The organism is Sorangium sp. So ce381, assembly GCF_051473845.1.
Classification (GTDB): domain Bacteria; phylum Myxococcota_A; class Polyangia; order Polyangiales; family Polyangiaceae; genus Sorangium; species Sorangium atrum.
In genome coordinates this window covers 3194080-3210505 of record NZ_CP150336.1, presented here as the reverse complement: position 1 = coordinate 3210505, position 16426 = coordinate 3194080, and the positions used below count along the sequence as shown (strand labels likewise).

Sequence of the window (16426 nt, the reverse complement as noted above, 5' to 3'; positions counted from 1 at the left end):
ATGAGCGGTATCCCGGTACGCTTCATCTACCTGACCAGCATCGCCGCGGAGATCTTCCGGCGCCCGAGGCTCCACGGGAGCTGGGATCCATCCGTGACGACGCCGATGCGGGTATCGACCGGCGAGGACGGCTGCCCGGTCTTCGAGGTGACGGTGGAGATCGACGAGGCCCTGGCAGGCGCCGAGCTCCGCTGGGGGGTCATCCTGGACGCGCCGTGGCGAACGAACCTGTGGGGGATCGCCACCGAGGTCGGCGACCCGGGCTCCGCCGATCGGTACCGGTCGTTCAAGCTGAAGCCGCCGGGCGGCGGCGCGCCTCCGCCTCAGGAGCAGCGGTACTACCTCACCCACTGCCGGCGGCTCGGGGCGCAGAAGCGGTTCTCGCGCGGGGCGGCGCCGGGGATCCAGTTCTCCGTCTGGGCGCCGAGCGCCCGCCGCGTGGAGCTCGTCTTCGGCAGGTTCGGGTGCTGTCACGACGAGCAGAGCGGGTACATCGCCGACGACGGGTCGGGCAGCGACGGGGCCCCGTTCCTGATGACCCGGGACCAGGAGGGTATCTGGCACACCGATCCGACCGCTCCCGAGCTCGCGGACTTTCATGAGTTCGATCACCGGCTCTACATGTTCCGGATCACCAAGGACGACGGGCAGATCGCTTACCGGACCGATCTCTACTCGCGCTGCCAGGTCGGGAAGGGCCGGGTGAACCCCGAGGGCCGGCCCTTTTCGGGGCGCTACACCGAGCTCGACGGCTCGGTCAGCTGCTCCGTGGTCATCGATCAGGAGAAGGTGACGAGGAGGTTCAGCGAGCCGGCCTGGCCGGAGACGGAGTTCATGCCCGCAGAGGAGTTCTGGCGCGACGAGTACGATCCCAGCCGACCGCTCCCGAGGCGGGTGGAGGATCTGGTCCTCTACGAGCTCCACGTCGGATCCCTCGGCTACCGGGCGAGGCGGCCTGGCAATTTCGGCGACGTCCTGGCGTTCCTCGACCATCTCGCGGATCTGGGGGTGAACGCGATCGAGCTGCTTCCGGTGGCCCAGTTCGAAGGCGACGAGGGGTGGGGATACGGGACGTCGCATTACCTCGCCATGGAGTTCACGGCGGGTGGGCGCGATCAGCTCAAGTACCTGGTGAGGGCGTGCCATCAGCGCGGCATCGCGGTGATCCTGGATGTCGTCTACAACCACTACAAGCAGGCTCGCGCGGACCGCGCCGAGTGGATGTACGACACGAACGCCCACGACCGGAACATTTACTACTGGTACGAGGGCGCTCCCAGCGAGTATCCCGACCCCCTGGGTGGTTATGTCGACAACCAGTCGACGGGCTTCGCCCCGCGTTATGACGAGGAGATGGTCCGGAAGCTGTTCATCAGCAGCGCCGTGAGCCTGGTCGTGGAGTTCCACGTGGACGGGCTGCGCGTGGATCAGACCACCTCGATGCACGCGTACAACCGGCTGCACGCGGACGGGCGGCCCGTCGGGCGCGCCAACCAGTTCGGGCAGAAGCTGCTCCGGGAGCTCACGCGCACGCTCCGCATGGTGAACCCCCGTGTCATCCTCATCGCCGAGGATCACTCGGAGTGGTACCAGGTGACCGAGGACGCCGAGCAGGGCGGGCTCGGGTTCGACGCGACATGGTACGCCCAGTATTACCACCACCTGGTGGGAGACGCGGACGACCGTGGCCCGCGTGACGCGCGGCTGATCAAGGAGGCCGGATACGGCGACGACCGGCCGCTCCCGATGGATTACCTCGCGGGCGCGCTGGGCCGCTCCGGGCACAAGAAGATCGTCTACCACGAGTCGCATGACGAGGCTGGCAACGCGAGGGGGACGCACCGGACCATCGTGACGGCCGTGAACGGCGCGCCGCTCATCGGGGAAACACGCCGGTTCGCCGAGGCCAGGTGCCGCTTCGCGTTTGGGGTGACGATGCTCTCGGCGGGAACGCCGATGTTCTTGATGGGAGAGGAGATCGGGGCGACGCAGGACTTGATTTATAACCGGCTGATCGAAGGGAAGGTCGATTTCGCGGGGCAGCGCCCGGGCTCCGGCGCGAGGCTGTTCGCCTATTACCGGGACATGATCAAGCTGCGGCTGGCGTACGAGGCGCTGCGATCCAGGGAGATCGAGGTCCTCTCCACGGATCGCGAGCGACGGCTCCTGTGCTTCCTCCGCTGGCACGGCCCCGACGCGCTCCTCGTCGCCGCGACGCTCTCGAACCACCCGCTCCGGGACCTCGTGCTGGACCACCCCAGGCTCGGCGGCGGCGAGTGGAAGGAGATCTTCAACAGCGACGCGGAGATCTACGGCGGGGACGGGGTCGGCAACTACGGATCGACGCTGCGGTCCGAGGGCGGGCGGCTGCGACTCACGATCCCCGCGAACGGCGTCGTCGTGTTCGTCCGAACGTCGGCCCCTCCCTGAGCGGCGCCAGGAGGGGAAACCTCGGCGCGCGGGCAAGGCCGGCCGCATCGGCGCCGCCCCCGCGCCGCCGCCGGCGAAGGACGCGGTAGGCCAGGCATTCACGATGAGACCTCGCCGAGGAACCGGTGGCCAGCACAGCAATGCGCGTCATCCACGGAAGACGAACCACCACGCAGTGCGCAAAGCCGGAGCCCGCTCGGCGGTTGTCGACCGGCCCCGCCCGGCCTGTGCGCCCCCGCCCCCGTCCACAACCGCTCGCCGCGCAGCCGCTGCTGCGAGCGCTAGCGCCACACCCCGCCTGGATCGCCGCCCGACAGAGCGGGTGGGGCTGGGAGCGGGCGTATCGCACACGGCGCCGGCGGGCGGCCGAGATTCTGCCGGGTCCCAGAGGTGCTGGTGTATACTGACGGCCGATGGCCCACGCAGGCTCGGACGCGGCGGAATCGGCTTCATGGCGCAGGATTCCGCGCGTCGGGGACGTCGTCGGTGGCAAGTACCGCGTCGAGCGGGTGCTCGGCCGAGGCGGCATGGGGATCGTCGTCGCGGCGCACCACCTCTCGCTGCGCCATCGCGTCGCGCTGAAGTTCCTGCTGCCCGAGGGGCGCACGACGCCCGGCGCCACGGAGCGCTTCTTCCGAGAGGCGCAGGCCGCGGCGGCGATCGCCAGCGAGCACATCGCCCGCGTCATCGACGTGGGGCAGACCGACGACGATCTGCCCTATTTCGTGATGGAGTACCTGAATGGCATCGATCTGGAGGCGCTGCTCGAATCGCGGGGCCCGCTGCCCGTGGAGCAGGCGGTCAGCTATGTGATCGAGGCCTGCGAGGCGCTCGCCGAGGCGCACTCGCTCGGGATCGTCCACCGCGACCTCAAGCCGGGCAACCTCTTCCTCGCGAGCCGCAAGGACGGCTCGACCCTGATCAAGGTGCTCGACTTCGGCATCTCGAAGGCGTCCGAGGAGGGCGTGCTCGGCTTGAACGCCCAGCTGACCGCATCCGCCGTGGTGCTCGGCTCTCCCCGCTACATGTCGCCAGAGCACATCCGCAGCACCCGCACGGTGGACGCCCGCAGCGACATCTGGGCGCTCGGCATGACGCTCTATCAGCTCCTGACAGGGCGGCTGCCGTTCGAGACCGAGTCCGTCTCGGCGCTGTTCGTCAGCATCGTGACCGACGTGCCCGTGCCGCCGCGCAGCCACCGGCCGGAGATCCCGCTCGCGCTCGAGTGGATCATCCTGATGTGCCTCGAGAAGGATCCGGCGCGCCGTCCCCAGACGATCGCCGAGCTCGCCACGCTGCTCGAGCCGCTCGGGTCGGAGTCCGCGCGCCAGACGGTGGCGCGCATCCTGCGCAGGGCGATGGGGAACGAGGCCGTCGACGCGCCGCCTCCGGCGGATCGTCCGCGGGCCATCGACGAGGAAGCCGAGACCCTGACCGGGCCGATCGGCCCCACGCGTGGGTCCCGGCACAGCTTGAGCGAGCAGGCGAAGGAGCGCGCCCCCTCGATGCCGCCCACGCAGGCGTCCGTCGCTCCACCCGCCCTCGCGATGGCGGCCTCGCCCTCGATGCCGCCTGCGCGGGTGTCCGTCGCTCCTCTCACGCTCACCGCGACGGCCTCGCCGTCGGTGCCGCCCGCGCGGGCGTCCGTCGCTCCTCTCACGCTCACGGCGGCGGCCTCGCCGTCGATGCCGCCGGCGCAGACGTCGGCTGCCGGACCTCCCTCCGTGCACGCGTTGCCCCCGGACGAGTCGCTGGCGCCGACGGCAGCGCCGTCCAGGCGGGGCGAGCGCGTCGCCGCAGGGGATCCACAGGAGCGGCGCCGGCGAAGCATGGTCGCGCCCATCGCGGCGGCGGCGCTCGTCGCGCTCCTCGGGGGCGTGGCGGCGACCGCGTGGCTCGGGCGCGGCGCGGCGCCGGCCGCGGGCGCGCCGCCTGCTGGCGAGGCGCCCTCGCAGGTCGCGCCGGCGCAGGGCGAGCCTTCTGCGCCCTCGGGCGAGGATCCCGGGCCCTCGTCCCTCCCGCCGTCCGAGGCCGCCTCGCCGCCCCCGGCCGCGGCGGCCGCCGCGGCGAGCGGGTTCGCCACGGCCGGGGCCGCGCTCGCGCCGCTCGGCTCGGCGAGGGCGGGCCGCCCGCGCGCGGTGCTCGCGCCGTCGTCGCCGTACCCGGCCAGCAGCGAGCCGGCGCCGACGAAGGCGACGCGCCTGCGCGAGCACCGCTAGCTGCATGCGTCGAGCGCTCTCGAGCACGCGCGCTCGCCGGTGGAGGCTCGCCGCGGTGCCCCTCCTCGCGGGCGCCCTGCTCCAGGCCCCCGCCGCCCGCGCCGACGGCGAGGGCCAGGCCGACGAGGCCGATCTCCACTTCGACCTGGGCCGCGATCTCTACAAGCAGGGGCGGTTCCAGGCCGCCCTCGAGCACTTCCTCGCGTCGAACCGGCTCGTGCCGAACCGCAACGTGGTCTTCAACATCGCGCTCACCTACGAGGAGCTGGGCCGCTTCGCCGACGCGCACCGGTACTACGACGACGCGCTCGAGGGCGAGACCGATCCGGAGGTCGTCGCCGAGCTCCAGGCCGCGCTCCAGCGGATCGCGCCGCGCGTGGCCGTGCTCCAGATCGTCACGTCGCCGCCGGGCGCCAGGATCTACGTCGATCGCAAGGACCTCGGCGCGCGCGGCACGGCGCCGCGCCGGCTCGCCATGTCCGAGGGGCGCTACCGGATCCTCGTCGAGCTCGCGGGCTACGAGCCCGTGGCCGTGGACGACGTCCCGGTGAAGCTGGGGCAGAGCAAGGAGGTCCTCATCGTGCTCCGCCGCATCGTCGGCACCGTGCGGGTGGACGTGCGCGGCGCGAGCGAGGCCACGGTGCACGTCGACCACGAGGGGGCGCCGCCCGCCTGCACCGCCCCGTGCGATCTCGATCTGCCGCCGGGCCGCCACGTGCTCCATTTCTCGCGCCCGGGCTTCGAGGCGGCGCCGCAGCCGCTGACGCTCGCCGCGCACGAGACGGTGCCGATCACGGCGACGCTCAGCCCGCTCACCGGCTCGATCCTCGTGCGCGCCGACGAGCCCGCCGCCCTCGTCGAGATCGACGGCCGCCCCATGGGCTTCACGCCGTCGGTGATCCAGGGCGTCCCCGTGGGCCGGCGACGCGTCCGCGTCAGCCTGCGGGGCTTCACGCCCGTCGAGCGGACGATCGAGGTGGCGGCCGGCCAGCAGGCGGAGCTGCGCGACGTCACGCTGGCGCCGCTCCGGGAGGTGTCGTCCGCCTCACGCGTCCTCGAGCGCCTGGAGGACGCGCCCGCATCCATCAGCGTCATCGACCAGCAGGAGCTGCGCGCCTTCGGGTACCCGACCATCGCCGAGGCGCTGCGCGGCACGCGCGGCGTCTACCTCTCGAACGATCACGTGGTCTACTCGGCCGGGATCCGCGGGCTCGGCGAGCCGCTCGACTACGGCAACCGGCTGCTCGTCCTCTCCGACGGCCACTCGACGAACGACAACGTGCTGAACGCCGCGTTCGTGGGCTCCGACGCGCGCGACGACCTCCACGACGTGGATCACATCGAGGTCGTCCGCGGCCCTGGCTCGCTGCTCTACGGCACGGGCGCGCTCTCCGGCATCGTCAACCTCGTCCCGCGCGGGCGCGACGAGCCCACGGCCGCGCACGTGGCGGCCGGCACCTACTACGACGGCGTGGGCCACGCGCGCGCCGGGTTCCACTACAACGCCCGCAAGGACGCGGGCGTGCGGGCGAGCGTCACGGGGGCGCGCTCCGACGGGTTCGACGTCCCGGTGTCGCTGCGGGAACCCGGCGAGGGGCCGCGCGCGCAGATCGCCGAGCGCGCCGAGACGTTCCGGGCCGGCGGCACGTCCGGGCGCGCCTGGTACGGGCCGTTCACGGCGCAGTGGATGTACCACACGCGCGAGCAGCTCGTCCCGACCGGCTACGTGGGCACGCGGCTCAACGACCTCGGGACGAGCTACGAGGACGCGCACATGATGGCCGAGCTGCGCTTCGAGCCGCGGCTCGCGCCCGACCTGCAGCTCATGGCGCGCGCCCACGTGAACCGCTTCGTCTGGCGCGGCGTCTACGCGTTCGAGGAAGAGACGATCTTCGAGCAGCAGCACGGCACCTGGCTGGGCGGCGAGCTCAGGGCGGCGTGGACGCCGCTCCCCTGGCTGAGGGTCACCGGCGGCGGCGAGGTGCAGGCGCACCCCGAGGCGACGCTGGGCAGCGTGCTCGGGGACGGCCGCGTCACCACGAAGCCCGAGCCGTACCGCTTCGGCGCCGGTTACCTCATCCTCGACAGCTCGCCCGCCCCGTGGGTCCGCCTCTCGTGGGGCGCGCGCCTCGACGTCTACAGCACGTTCGCGCCGATCGTCGTGCCGCGCGCCGCGATCATCCTCCGGCCTGCGCCGGGAGGGGTCCTGAAGATCATGGCCGGGCGCGCCTTCCGCGCCCCGAGCATCTCCGAGCAGTTCTACACCGACGGCAAGACGCAGGTGCCCGCCGTCGACCCCGCCCGGGGCCTCGTGCTCAAGCCGGAGTCCATCGCCTCGGCCGAGATCGAGTACTCGCAGCGCCTCGGCGACGACTGGACCGCGCTCGGCGCCGTCCACGCGAGCAAGCTGTCGGCCCGGATCATCTCCGCCGAGGACAGGCCCGGGGTGCCCGGCGTGGTGCGCTACGTGAACAGCCGTCCAGACGCGTTCGTGGCGGGGGGAGACGTCGAGCTCCGCCGCGAGTGGCGGCAAGGCTGGATGCTCGCGGCGACGTACGGCTACCAGCGCGGCGAGCTCAGGCGCGGAGAGCGGCTGATCAACGCGCCGGAGCACCTGGCGTCGTTTCGCGGCGTCGTGCCCGTGGTGGAGCGGCTCGTCGCCGCCGGGCTCCGGATCAACCTGGAGGCGCCCCGGCGCATCGCCCGCAGCTCGGCTGACGAGACCGCGGGCGCGATCGTCGCGGACCTCACGGTGTCCGGCGAGCTCCAGCGCTTCCACAGCCGCTATGTGATCGGCATCTACAACGCGATGGACACGCGGTACGACTACCCGGCCGCGGAGAGCTACCTCTCGGCCACGAGCCGGCAGAACGGCAGGACGTTCCTCGCCGAGATCACCGTCAGTTATCCCTAGTTTCGCCCGCCAGGGGTCCAGCCAGGGATCCGGAGAGAGATTTCAACGCAAAGACGCAAAGGCGCAAAGACGCAAAAAAGAGCAGATTATTTGTATTTTTGCGTCTTTGCGCCTTTGCGTCTTTGCGTCAAAATCTCTTCATTCGCGCTACAGATCCCTGGTTGGATTTCTGACAGGCGGAGCCAGTTCGGTCGATCGGACTGGCGACCAGCGAGCACGGAGAGCGATCAAGAGCGCAGAGGGCGCTGGCCCAGGTCGGTGAAGAACCGCAGGAGATAACCGTCAGGGTCGGCGACGACGAACTGGCGGTTGCCGAGCTCCGTATCGCCCTCGCGGTACCACCTATCCTCGAAGGGGATCACGATCTGGAAGCCGCCTGCGCGCACGCGCTCGTACAGCGAAGTGACGTCGGCGACCTCGATCTGAAAATTGACGCCGCGCCCGTAAGGATGCTCCAGCGGTGCGGTGCGGAACCTGCGGCCCGGCCCTGCCGCCTCCTGCAGCATCAGCTGCGCGCCCTCGAGGTCGATGAAGGCAAATCTCTCCTCGGGCCTCTCGAACCGCAGCGTGCAGCCGATGACGCCAACGTAAAAGCGGAGCGAGGCGCCGAGATCCGCCACGTCGAGCTCCGGTATGAGCTTCTGCCCGTTCATTGTCCGTGCCCATCGAGATCGACCGATGGCTCGATCCGAGCCGCGGTTCGTCAGGCAGAGCCTAGCTCACCGCAGGGACATCCAGGCTAGGTTGGATCACATGCGACGTGCTGCCATGACCGGAATCCGCAGGGGGAACTGGCCAGGCCGACGAGCTGCACCGGCGGCGACGAGCGACGGCGCTCCACGCGCGTCGCAGCGGCACGCTCGCCTCAGCTCTGCAGGGCGGGAGACCCCGAGAGGCCATCCGCCGTCCGCCCGCGCCGGGGCAGCAGCGCGCCGTGGCCCCCCACCTGCGCCACGGGCTCGCCCGTCTCGAGGTCGATCTCCTTCTTTGGCCCGTCGGGCCGGGGTGCCCTCGAGTCGAGGAGCGTCACCCGGCGATATCCGAGCGCCACGAGCTCGCGCGCAGCCACGGCGAGCTCGAGCCCGATCGTGACGTCCGCTCCCGGCGCTGTCGGCTCGGCCGGCGGGGGCACATAGACCACCGCGCCGGCGCCCGCGGCCTCGATGTCTCGCAGGGCGTCGAACAGATGGGCGTCGCCGAGGAGGTCCGAGACGAGCGCGGCGCGGTGGGTGTACACGAGGGCGGGGTCGCCGGCGTGCGCCGGCGCGCCGTGCGTCAGGAGGAGCAGCTGCCTCTCGCGACGTAGCGTGTACGTGTGCGCCCGCCACTCGCCGCTCGGGCTTCCTGCGGGCCGGAACGGGGCGCTCCGGACGCGCGCGGCGACGTCCTCGGACCGCACCCGGTAGCGGATGAGGTCATCGATGGAGACGAGCGGCAGCCCCTGTCGCGCCGCGAAGCGCGCGAGGTCCCGGCGGCGCGCCATCGTCCCGTCGTCATTCAGGATCTCGCAGATCACGGCGGCCGGCAGCGCCCCGGCGAGCCGCGCCAGGTCGACGGCGCCCTCGGTGTGCCCCTCGCGCTCGAACACCCCGTCCCGGCGCGCCCGCAGCGGGAACACGTGCCCTGGCGACACGACGTCTCGCGGCGACGCGTCCCGCGCGATGGCGGCCGCGATCGTGCGCGCCCGGTCGCGGGCGCTGATGCCGGTGGTGACGCCCTCGCGCGCCTCGATGCTCACCGTGAACGCCGTGGACCGGCGGGCGCCGGGCCGGGTCGCCATGAGCGGCAGCCCGAGGCGGTCCACTTGGTCCTCGGTGAGGGCGAGGCAGATCAGCCCCCGGCCGTGGGTCGCCATGAAGTTGATGGTGGCCGGCGTCGCGTGCTCCGCCAGGACGACGAGATCTCCCTCGTCCTCGCGCGCCTCGTCGTCGACGAGGATCACCATACCGCCGGACTGGAGCTGCTCGACGGCAGCCTGAACACGCAACGTGGATGTCGAAACGGCCATGGATTCCTCTTCGCTCAGCGGGCCGGGAGCGGCGCCAGTCGATCGATCTCTTCCAGATCGGCCCCGGTCAGCCGGAAGCCCACGGCGGCGGCGTTCGCGCGCACCTGCTCCGGCGACGTCGCGCCGGCGATCACGGAGGCCACCGCAGGCCGGCAGGCGAGCCACGAGAAGGCCAGCTCCAGCAGCGTGTGGCCCCGGGACGCCGCGTAGGCGCCGAGCGCCGCGGCGGTCTGCCGGTTCCGCTCGGTCAAGAAGCGCGCGGAGAGCGCCGTGTCCTGCGACGAGAGCCGCGCGCCGACGGGCGCCGGGCCGTCGGGCCGGTACTTGCCGGAGAGCAGCCCGCTCGCCAGCGGGAAATAGGGCAGAAAGGCGATCCCGAGGCGCTTGCTGTCCGAGAGCACCTCCCGCTCGGGCTCGCGCTGGAGGAGGCTGTACTCGTTCTGGACGCTCACGAAGCGCGCTTTCCCCGGGCGGATGGCCTCCTCGGCGACGCGGATCTGCGCGGCCGAGAAGTTGGAGCTGCCGATCTCGCGCACCTTGCCGGCGCGGACCAGCGCGTCGAGCGCCTCCAGCGTGTCCTCGATGGGCGTCTCGGGATCGGGGCGGTGCAGCTGGTACAGGTCGATCCAGTCGGTGCCCAGCCGGCGCAAGCTGTCCTCCACGGCGCGCTGGATGTACGCCGGCCGCGCGCCGCCCCTGCGCTCGTCGTCGAGCGGGACGCCGAACTTGGTCGCGATGATCACCGAGCTCCGCCGGCTCCCGAGGGCCTTGCCGAGCAGCTCCTCGCTCTTCGTGCCGCCGTAGACGTCCGCCGTGTCGAAGAAGTTGATGCCGACGTCGAGCGCCGCGCCGACGACCGCCACCGTCCTTTGCTCGTCGATTCGACCGCCGAAGTTGTTGCACCCCAGGCCCACGACCGACACGTCGAGCGAGCCAATCCGCCTCTTCTCCATCAGGTCATTCCTTGCAGCAAGTTGGGATCGAGCGAGTCGCCGGTGCTGGCGGCGCAGACCGCGCGTCGCGGCCCGCGCCCGCGTGCCGTCAGCCCTTCGGCTTGCCGTTCGCGTCCCACTCCGCCCAGAAGCGCTCGAGTCCGGTGTCCTTCAGCGCCCGGTTGAGGAAGCGCCGATCGGTCCAGGGCTCGACCTCGAACGTGCTCCTGATCAGGCCGTACTTCTTCGAGTCGGCGACCGCCGACTTGTACCGGGCGATGGCGTACTCGTCGAGCAGCGGGCTGGCGTTCTGCTTCATGTCCTCGCCCTGCTGCGCTTCCTTGTAGTTCGCGAAGGGCGTGCCGGACTTCGACCAGAGCTGGAAGGCCTGCGTGCGGTTCTTCTCGTCCGAGACCCACGCCGCCGACTTCACCGCGAGCGTGATGATCTTCTGCACGACGTCGGGGTACTCGTTGATGAAGTCCTCCCGCGCGATGATGCCTGAATTGCTCGGGTAGGTAGGGGAATCCCCCTTGGTCGTGTAGACGATCTTCCCGATCCCCTGGTCGCGGAGCGAGAGGTAGTCCGTGCCGCCGAACACCGCGTCGATGTCCTTCGTGGCGATCGCCGCCTTCGCGGTGGAGGCATCCATGCTGATGGACCGGATGTCCTTCTCGGTCAGCCCGTGGCCCTCGAGGATCCGGTTCGCGGACAGCTGCGAGGCCGTGCCCTTCTGGAAGGCCACCTTCTTGCCGCGCAGATCTTTGACCCCGGTGATCGGCGAATCGGCGGGCACCACCAGGTAGGCGTGTCCGCGCCGGCTGGCGCTGGCCAGGAGCCGCGTCTTGAGGCCGCTCGCCCGGCCGACCACGGAAGGCAGGTGACCGTGGGTCCAGATGTCGAGCAGGTTGTTCGCGACCGCCTCGTTCACGGCCGGGCCGGCGCCGCGGAAGAAGTTCCACTTCACCTCGATGCCGTCCTTCTTGAACTCCTCCGCCAGGGTCCCCTGGAGGTGCAAGAGGGAGAAGAAGCTGCCTCCGGTGACAGGGCGATTGCCCACGCCGACACCGGGCACCCCGACGCGGATCACGCTGGGCCCGGCGGCCCGCGCCCTGCCTGCCAGAAGCGCTGCCGACACCGCTGCAGCGGCGCCTCCCAAGAACTGACGTCTTTGCATGGCGCCGTGATGTGCACCGTGCGTGCCATTCCATGAAACGCTTGGAATCAACGGTCTGCCGCGCGGCACTGTTGCCAGGGAAGCACCCGATCCGCAGGGCTGCTGGCCCAGCGGTCACCACCGTGAACGTGGTCGTGGTCGTGAACGTGGTCGTGGTCGTGGTCGTGGTCGTGGCCGTCGACGACACGATCGTAGACGTGAACGTTCCGCCGGTACCTTGGTCGACGAGTGTCGCTGCCCCCGGCGACTTCCGGGGACGTTCACGTTCACGACAAGCCGTTGACGACCACGACCACGACCACGACCACGTTCACGACCACGACCACGTTCACGACCACGTTGGTGACCGGGGGGGGCGGGCTTGGGGCTCCACGGCACTCCCGCGCATCGGGTGAGCCGCGGGGGCCGCTTCAGCCACCGAGCCCTCCCGGCCGGGCGCTGGCGAAGATCGCGACGTTCCTCGGCGTCACCTCGGTCTCGAACACGATGGCCACCTCGACCTCGTGCCCTCGCTCGCCGAGGGCCATCGCGCGATCCAGCGCGACCGCGACCTCCGTGAGCCGGGCCAGGAGCGCGCGCGGCAGCGTGAGCCGGCGCATCTGGCCGAACGCCGCGCGCGCCGCCACCTCGCGCTCGCGGAGCTCGGCCTCGGTCGCCGGGCCGAGGCCCCGCAGCGCGAGCGCCCGGGCCGCGAGCTCGCGCAGCCCGCCGTGCGCGCGCCGCCGGTTGATCCCGCGCATCTCCTCGCCCAGGGCGACGTCGAGCCCGCGGCCGCGGAGCAGCGACAGCAGCGCGTGCCGCCGCTCGCGCGCCAGGAGCTCCTCGTCGAGGCTGGCCTCGACCCCCGCGGGGCGCGCCGTCAGGTTGGTGAGCCCCAGCGCCTCGCGCTTCAGGACGAGCCCCGCCGCCCTGGCCGCGGCCGAGAGCGGGGCGCGGGCCGGCGCGCCGATCTTCTGCAGGCAGCACGAGACGAGCGCCAGGTCGCAGGGCGCCTCGGCCGCCGCCGTCACCGTGCGGTCCCCGAGCTCGCCGCAGGCGTGCAGGCCCACCGCCAGGTCGTCCGGACCGAACGCCAGCGCCTGCTCGAAGGCGTCGAACGCCACGAAGCGCGCCCGGCCCCCGGCGGCCAGCGCGGAGGCGGTGGCCACGCGGTCGGGCTCGCGCTCGAGGCCGATCGCGTCCCTGTCGAAGCGCGCGGCGGCCAGGCGGGTGAAGTGGCCGTGCCCCGCGCCCACGTCGACGAGGCGGCGGGCGCGGGCGGCCATGGGGGCCACGGCGCCGAGCAGGGCCTCCAGCTGGAGCCGCTTGCGCGCAGGCACCGCCCGCAGCTCGTCCAGCGACGCCCGCGGGAGCGGCTGGACAGGCCGCCGCGGCAGCCTCGCGGCCTCGTCCGCGGCCCGCGCCAGGGCCACGAGGCTCGGGGGCGGGCGCTCGAGGCCGTCGATGCACGCGGCGAGCCCCTCGGCCTCGCAGCGGGCGAGCTCGGCGTCGGAGAGCGACAGGAGGAAGCCCGTCCAGCCCCGCGCCTCGCACCAGGCCGGCGGCGCGCCCTCGTCGACCCGCGCTTCGACGATGTCGAGCGCCGGCACGAGCACCTCTAGGGCGCGCGCGAGGCGCTCTGCGACGGAGGGAGGCGTGGTCGACGGGGGCATGCGAGAGCCGGAGGCCGGGCGAGGACTACCGGATCCGCGCCGCGCCAGGAAGGCGCCTCTGGATCATCCGGCGGGGGTCGAGCGAGGTCGTATCTGGGCGATCGTACGCCATCGACCAGGAAGCCGCGTGGCGGCGGTGGTCACCTTCACAGCCGCCCCTTGGCAGGGCTGGAAGCCCTCGTTCCGAACCGTAGTAGAGTGCCCTGAGGAGGGTTCCGATGGAGTACGTAAAGCTCGGCCGGACCGGGCTGGATGTGTCGAGGATCTGCTTGGGCTGCATGGGTTTCGGCGTTCCCCAGCCGGGATTCCACCAATGGGTCCTCGGCGAGGACGAATCCCGGAAGGTGATCCGCCACGCCCTCGACCTGGGGATCAATTTCTTCGACACCGCCAACGTCTACAGCGCCGGCACCAGCGAGGAATTTGTCGGTCGGGCCCTGAAAGATTTGGCCCGCCGTGACCAGATCGTCCTGGCCACCAAGGTCCACGGCCGGATGCACGAAGGCCCTAACGGCGCCGGCCTGTCCCGCAAGGCCATCCTCAGCGAGGTGGACAAGAGCCTGGAGCGGCTCGGGACCGACTACATCGATCTCTACCAGATCCACCGCTGGGACTACGGTACACCCATCGAAGAGACCCTCGAGGCCCTCCACGACGTCGTGAGGGCCGGCAAGGTCCGTTATCTCGGCGCCTCGGCCATGCGCGCCTACCAGTTCCTCAAGGCGCTGCACGCCGCCGACCGCCACGGCTGGACCCGGTTCGTCTCGATGCAGAACCACCTCAACCTGATCTACCGGGAGGAGGAACGGGAGATGTTGCCCCTGTGCCAGGAGGAGGGGATCGGCGTCATCCCCTACAGTCCCCTCGCAGGCGGACGGCTGACCCGCGACTGGAGCGAGACGACCGCCCGAGAACAGAGCGACCAGGTGCTCCACCAGAAGTACGACGCGTCCGCCGATGCCGACAGACCCATCGTCGAGCGGGTGGCCGACCTTGCCGCCCGCCGCGGTGTCCCCCGGGCGCAGATCGGCCTGGCCTGGCTTCTCCAGAAGGCCCCCGTCGCGGCGCCGATCGTCGGCGCGACAAGAAGCTCCCACCTGGACGACGCCGTGGCCGCGCTGTCGGTCAAGCTGAGCGCCGAGGAGGCCGCCTCCCTCGAGGAGCCCTACGTCCCCCACCGGATCATCGGGTACCAGTGACGGACACCGATCAGGAGACCGACCTGTAGAGCCGATCCATGTTTGCCGTTCTAGCGACCTCACGCGCGCGACAGCCCTACTTCCCTCCTCGCAACCGGACGGTCCCCGTCGCGGCGTCGTCGGCGCACTCCCGGTCGCATGCGTGCGCATCAACCTGAAAAGCGGCGGGGCCCCCGGCGAACAGCGCGTCCGGGTCGTCGACCAGCGCGCTCCAGGTGGCAGAGCCCTCGCAGAAGACCGACGCATCGATGGGTCCCTCGACGATCGTTCGCCCCGCGCGCTGGCGGAGGCTCCCGCTGATGGAGACGTCGACCGGCCTTGTACACGTCACCGTGCCTGTCACCCGCGCATCGCCGGTCCCGACGAACATTGAACCACTTGGATTGAGTGTGACGTCGATGGCCAGCGCGGGCTCCACGGTGAAGACGAGGTTTCCTCCTGGATTGTCGAAGATCGACCCAGCCATGATGTAGTACGTTTCCCCGGCAACGGCGTCCCACGATACCAAGGAATTCTGATTGAAGACGTCGTTGCATGCGATCTGCGACAGCGCCCCCGGGCTCCCGGTGTACACCGACAGCGTTGTGAGGTAGTCGCTCCCGTCCGTACGTGCTTCGATGCGCCGGCTGACCGTCGGCGTGTAGGTGTACCAGACAGTATGGCCGTTGCCGGAGCAGGACGGGTCGTCCAGCGCCGTCGTTGCGGCCGCCGTCTTGATGTCGTCGATGAACGACAGCGGCTCCGTCACGACGGTTGCGCGCTGGATGTCGTCGTTCGCCGGCGGCAGCGGCAGGACGTCGGCCGTGGCGACGCACACGCCGGTGAGGCTCGAGAAGCGCGGCCTGCTCGTCGCGATCTCGTCGACGTGGCCCCCCGTCGCTGCGTCGAGCACGGAGACGGTCGTGAACTGAGAGACGTACAGACGCGTCCCGTCAGGATGGACGGGCAGCTGGTCCGTCCCCGGCTCGGCGAGCCCGCCGATGGAAAGCTCCGAGGTAAAGAGCGGCGCCTGGCTCAGAGCCCCGGTCATCGGCGCGAACCCGAAGGCATCCACGAAGCCTGGTTCAAATTCCAACCCAGACGAGCTGCGCGCGTAGAACTCTCCGCCCGTTCCATCGAAGGCGCCCGACATGCCGACCACAGCCGACAGGGGACGTGTGTCGACCGCCACGAGCCCCTGCACTGCGAACGAGACAGCATGGCCATCGTCCCCCGTCAGAACCACACCTGCCGCAGCGTCGGGAGCGCAATAGACATTGCTCGGTCTGGCGAAGAACTGCAGTTCCTCGCCTGTATCCATGAGGCCCCCGCTCGCGTTGATGGTGAGCCGGCGAACGGTCGACATTTCGTCCGGTGTTCCGTCCGATGTGACGAGCACCGAGCCGTCGCTGCATACGTCGACCGAGGTGCAGTTCGTGCCAAGGCCAAGGTCGAACGTGGACGTCTCCGCGGATGTACGGACGTCGATGACGCTTACCAGCGGAAACGGGATCCCGCTGCACACGACGAGGTAGTTTCCGTCCGGGGTAAGCACGATGTCTTGCCCTGGGTTCGAAATAGGAATCGTCCCGATGACCTCCGGTGGACCCACGTCAAGGTCGACGATGTAGATCTGGGAGGAGAGGGTGGCCACGTATCCGATCGTCTCGGTCGCGGTCGCGCGAATGGCGCAATCCCCGCTGGAGAACAAGCTGGAACCGACCAGCTCCGCGCCGCCTAGGCTCTCATCGGTGTCGGCATTGAAGGATTCGACATGCGCGTTGCCCGCTACCATCCCGATCGTGCCGGCGTGGGCGGTTTGCTCGAGCAAGACGAGCGAGACAGTCAGGCCGAGACTGCAACGGTAGATCATCCGCTTCCAGGCGTTCATTTCATATCCCCCCTGGATTCCAAGA

At 70.7% G+C, this 16426-nt stretch carries 11 protein-coding genes; 5 read left to right on the top strand and 6 right to left on the bottom strand.

Annotated elements, in window-relative coordinates:
* The 3 genes from WMF29_RS12265 to WMF29_RS12255 all read left to right on the top strand — a co-directional run bounded on the left by WMF29_RS12265 (nt 1) and on the right by WMF29_RS12255 (nt 7563).
* The gene (locus WMF29_RS12265) at nt 1–2430 is read left to right on the top strand and encodes an alpha-amylase family glycosyl hydrolase (protein ID WP_437329009.1); all 2430 of its coding nucleotides are present in this window, start codon (nt 1–3) and stop codon (nt 2428–2430) included.
* Between the two features lie 413 nt (nt 2431–2843).
* Nucleotides 2844–4649, top strand: coding sequence for a protein kinase domain-containing protein (locus WMF29_RS12260; protein WP_437329008.1), 1806 nt, complete (start codon nt 2844–2846; stop codon nt 4647–4649).
* 55 nt (nt 4650–4704) lie between these two features.
* Nucleotides 4705–7563, top strand: coding sequence for a TonB-dependent receptor domain-containing protein (locus WMF29_RS12255; RefSeq protein WP_437329007.1), 2859 nt, complete (start codon nt 4705–4707; stop codon nt 7561–7563).
* Between the two features lie 227 nt (nt 7564–7790).
* On the opposite strand, the gene WMF29_RS12250 is transcribed toward WMF29_RS12255, so the two are convergent.
* From WMF29_RS12250 to WMF29_RS12235, 4 genes are all read right to left on the bottom strand, one after another.
* Nucleotides 7791–8216: a bleomycin resistance protein gene (locus WMF29_RS12250; protein WP_437329006.1), complete on the bottom strand. Its 426-nt coding sequence runs from the start codon at nt 8214–8216 to the stop codon at nt 7791–7793.
* Nucleotides 8217–8428: 212 nt separating this feature from the next.
* Nucleotides 8429–9571: a 3,4-dihydroxy-2-butanone-4-phosphate synthase gene (gene ribB, locus WMF29_RS12245; protein ID WP_437329005.1), complete on the bottom strand. Its 1143-nt coding sequence runs from the start codon at nt 9569–9571 to the stop codon at nt 8429–8431.
* 14 nt (nt 9572–9585) lie between these two features.
* Nucleotides 9586–10524 (bottom strand): aldo/keto reductase, encoded by a 939-nt coding sequence (locus WMF29_RS12240; RefSeq protein WP_437329004.1) that lies wholly within the window; start codon nt 10522–10524, stop codon nt 9586–9588.
* Between the two features lie 88 nt (nt 10525–10612).
* Entirely contained in the window at nt 10613–11641 is a 1029-nt protein-coding gene (locus tag WMF29_RS12235) for an ABC transporter substrate-binding protein (RefSeq protein ID WP_437329003.1), read from the bottom strand.
* A gap of 161 nt (nt 11642–11802) precedes the next feature.
* Here WMF29_RS12235 and WMF29_RS12230 point away from each other — a divergent pair, with 161 nt between their 5' ends.
* Nucleotides 11803–12075, top strand: coding sequence for a hypothetical protein (locus tag WMF29_RS12230; RefSeq protein ID WP_437329002.1), 273 nt, complete (start codon nt 11803–11805; stop codon nt 12073–12075).
* A gap of 15 nt (nt 12076–12090) precedes the next feature.
* On the opposite strand, the gene WMF29_RS12225 is transcribed toward WMF29_RS12230, so the two are convergent.
* Nucleotides 12091–13332 carry a methyltransferase gene (locus WMF29_RS12225; RefSeq protein ID WP_437329001.1) on the bottom strand — a complete coding sequence of 414 codons (1242 nt, stop codon included), beginning with the start codon at nt 13330–13332 and terminating at the stop codon, nt 12091–12093.
* A 218-nt stretch (nt 13333–13550) separates the two neighbouring features.
* Between WMF29_RS12225 and WMF29_RS12220 the strand changes: the two genes are divergently transcribed.
* Nucleotides 13551–14531: an aldo/keto reductase gene (locus WMF29_RS12220; RefSeq protein ID WP_437329000.1), complete on the top strand. Its 981-nt coding sequence runs from the start codon at nt 13551–13553 to the stop codon at nt 14529–14531.
* 76 nt (nt 14532–14607) lie between these two features.
* On the opposite strand, the gene WMF29_RS12215 is transcribed toward WMF29_RS12220, so the two are convergent.
* Nucleotides 14608–16401 carry a YncE family protein gene (locus WMF29_RS12215; RefSeq protein ID WP_437328999.1) on the bottom strand — a complete coding sequence of 598 codons (1794 nt, stop codon included), beginning with the start codon at nt 16399–16401 and terminating at the stop codon, nt 14608–14610.
* Nucleotides 16402–16426: the final 25 nt, after the last annotated feature.

Coding starts and splice junctions, on each gene's coding strand:
- WMF29_RS12240 (WP_437329004.1), bottom strand. CDS start 10,524: ATGGAGAAGAGGCGGATTGGCTCGCTCGACGTGTCGGTCGTGGGCCTG.
- WMF29_RS12215 (WP_437328999.1), bottom strand. CDS start 16,401: ATGAACGCCTGGAAGCGGATGATCTACCGTTGCAGTCTCGGCCTGACT.
- WMF29_RS12225 (WP_437329001.1), bottom strand. CDS start 13,332: ATGCCCCCGTCGACCACGCCTCCCTCCGTCGCAGAGCGCCTCGCGCGC.
- ribB (WP_437329005.1), bottom strand. CDS start 9,571: ATGGCCGTTTCGACATCCACGTTGCGTGTTCAGGCTGCCGTCGAGCAG.
- WMF29_RS12220 (WP_437329000.1), top strand. CDS start 13,551: ATGGAGTACGTAAAGCTCGGCCGGACCGGGCTGGATGTGTCGAGGATC.
- WMF29_RS12250 (WP_437329006.1), bottom strand. CDS start 8,216: ATGAACGGGCAGAAGCTCATACCGGAGCTCGACGTGGCGGATCTCGGC.
- WMF29_RS12265 (WP_437329009.1), top strand. CDS start 1: ATGAGCGGTATCCCGGTACGCTTCATCTACCTGACCAGCATCGCCGCG.
- WMF29_RS12260 (WP_437329008.1), top strand. CDS start 2,844: ATGGCCCACGCAGGCTCGGACGCGGCGGAATCGGCTTCATGGCGCAGG.